Genomic DNA, 1,878 nt, shown 5'->3' with positions numbered 1-1,878 from the left:
GCTGCTGATCAATATTCCGGCCACCGCCGGCTTGATCGCCCTGCGCGAACCGATCCTCTCCCTGCTGTTCGAACGGGGCGCTTTCAGCAGCGAGACCACGCAGCTCACCTCGCAGGCTCGATCTGGACCACCAGCTCCCGGGTGGGGGCGATAATCAGAATGCGGGGGGTGCCGGGCTGGGCGGTGGCCTCTGCGGAGGCATCGACCTCCCGGGTCAGGACCCGGGAGAGGGCGGCGATCAGGAAGGCGGCGGTTTTACCCGTGCCGGTCTGCGCCTGGCCGGCCACGTCGCGACCAGCCAGGGTCAGGGGCAGAGTCATGGCCTGAATCGGTGTGCAATCGGTGAACCCGCAGGCTCGGATACCGAGCATCACCGCTTCAGGGATGGCCAGATCGGTAAATTTCATCAAGAGGCGAGCGCCAGCGCCAAACCCTTGACTTTAGCGTTCAAACGCTCAGTATGGCGGGCCGCCGCGTTGTCATGGATAATGCCTTTTTGAGCGGTGACGGCCAGAACGGAGGTGGCCTGGCGCAAGGCTTCCTGCGCGGCGGGCAGATCTTTGGCGTCGACGGCGATCAAAACTTTTTTGCAGAAGGTGCGCATGCGCGCTTTGGCACTGCGATTGCGGCTGTTGCGTTTCTCAGAGCGTTCAACATCCTTGAGAGAGGATTTAATATTGGCCACGGAACAAAAACTCCCTATTGCTGAATGAGTGATCCTGACAGAATACCAGATTGATTCATCTATCTCAACCCGTTCAAATCACGTACCAAAGGTTTTTTGCCTGATGTCATGCGAATCCCCCCCCCCGACTGTCGCCGCGCCGACACCTGTGCAGAGTCGACGCCACCTGATGCGCGCCATGGGCACCATCAGCCTGTTTACCTTGTTATCCCGGATCATGGGTTTTGTGCGCGACATGGTGATGGCCCACCATTTCGGTGCCGGGATGGGTGCGGACGCCTTTTTTGTGGCCTTCAAGTTGCCCAATTTTTTGCGCCGTCTTTTTGCCGAAGGGGCCTTCAACACGGCTTTCATTCCTGTTTTCAGCGACTATGTCGCCAGCGGCAACCGGGAGGCGGCTCGGGAGGCGGCCCAGGCTGTTTTTACTGCCTTGACCGTCATATTATTGTTGGTGGTGGTGCTTGGCCAACTGTTCATGCCCTTTGTGGTCTATGTGGCGGCGCCTGGTTTTGCCGACCAGCCCGAGCAGTTTCAACTGACGGTCGAGCTGACCCGGATCACGTTTCCCTATATTCTCTTCATCTCGCTGGTGGCCATGGCCAGCGGCATTCTGAACTGTTATCAGCAGTTCGCCCTGCCGGCCGTCAATCCTCTGCTGCTCAATCTGAGTCTGATTTTTGGCGCCCTGGTGCTGGCGCCTCATCTGTCGCAGCCGACCATGGGGCTGGCCATCGGCGTGCTGTTGGGGGGCATTGTGCAACTGGCTCTGCTTTGGCCGGCTCTCAAACGTTTGGGCATTCCCTTGCGCCTGCGCTGGCAGTCCATCAGAGGCGCGCAGCGCCATCCGGCCATTGGCCGCCTGCTGACGTTGATGGGTCCATCCGTGCTGGGTGTGTCGGTGGCACAGATCAATCTGCTGGTTGACCTGTTCATCGCCTCCTGGCTGCCGGTGGGCTCCATCTCCTACCTCTATTATGCCGACCGTCTGGTGGAGTTTCCTCTGGGGCTGATCGGCATTGCCATGGGCACCGCCATTCTGCCCAGCTTTTCGGCCCGGGTGGCCCACAATGATCTGGACGGTCTGCGCCATGATCTGGATTTTGCCCTGCGTCTGATGCTGCTGATCAATATTCCGGCCACCGCCGGCTTGATCGCCCTGCGCGAACCGATCCTCTCCCTGCTGTTCGAACGGG

3 protein-coding genes and 1 pseudogene are annotated in these 1,878 nt (G+C 59.9%); 2 read left to right on the top strand and 2 right to left on the bottom strand.

Going from position 1 to position 1,878, the window contains the following annotated elements:
* Positions 1–31: 31 nt before the first annotated feature.
* Positions 32–154 carry a hypothetical protein gene (locus EJP87_RS19120; protein ID WP_420886869.1) on the top strand — a complete coding sequence of 41 codons (123 nt, stop codon included), beginning with the start codon at positions 32–34 and terminating at the stop codon, positions 152–154.
* On the opposite strand, the pseudogene EJP87_RS15835 reads toward EJP87_RS19120, so the two are convergent.
* Positions 120–407: pseudogene (locus tag EJP87_RS15835) on the bottom strand (DEAD/DEAH box helicase); the annotation flags it as partial. The gene EJP87_RS19120 and the pseudogene EJP87_RS15835 overlap by 35 nt on opposite strands.
* The gene (rpsT, locus tag EJP87_RS15830) at positions 407–685 is read right to left on the bottom strand and encodes a 30S ribosomal protein S20 (RefSeq protein WP_130472818.1); all 279 of its coding nucleotides are present in this window, start codon (positions 683–685) and stop codon (positions 407–409) included. The gene rpsT and the pseudogene EJP87_RS15835, both read right to left, overlap by 1 nt.
* Positions 686–788: 103 nt before the next feature.
* Between rpsT and murJ the strand changes: the two genes are divergently transcribed.
* Positions 789–1,878: murein biosynthesis integral membrane protein MurJ (gene murJ / locus EJP87_RS15825; RefSeq protein WP_130472817.1), on the top strand; the 1,090-nt coding region annotated here is incomplete at its 3' end.

It is taken from the genome of Candidatus Magnetaquicoccus inordinatus (assembly GCF_004217665.1).
In the GTDB taxonomy this organism is placed as follows: Bacteria; Pseudomonadota; Magnetococcia; order Magnetococcales; family Magnetaquicoccaceae; genus Magnetaquicoccus; species Magnetaquicoccus inordinatus.
This window is presented reverse-complemented; position numbering and strand designations above follow the sequence as displayed.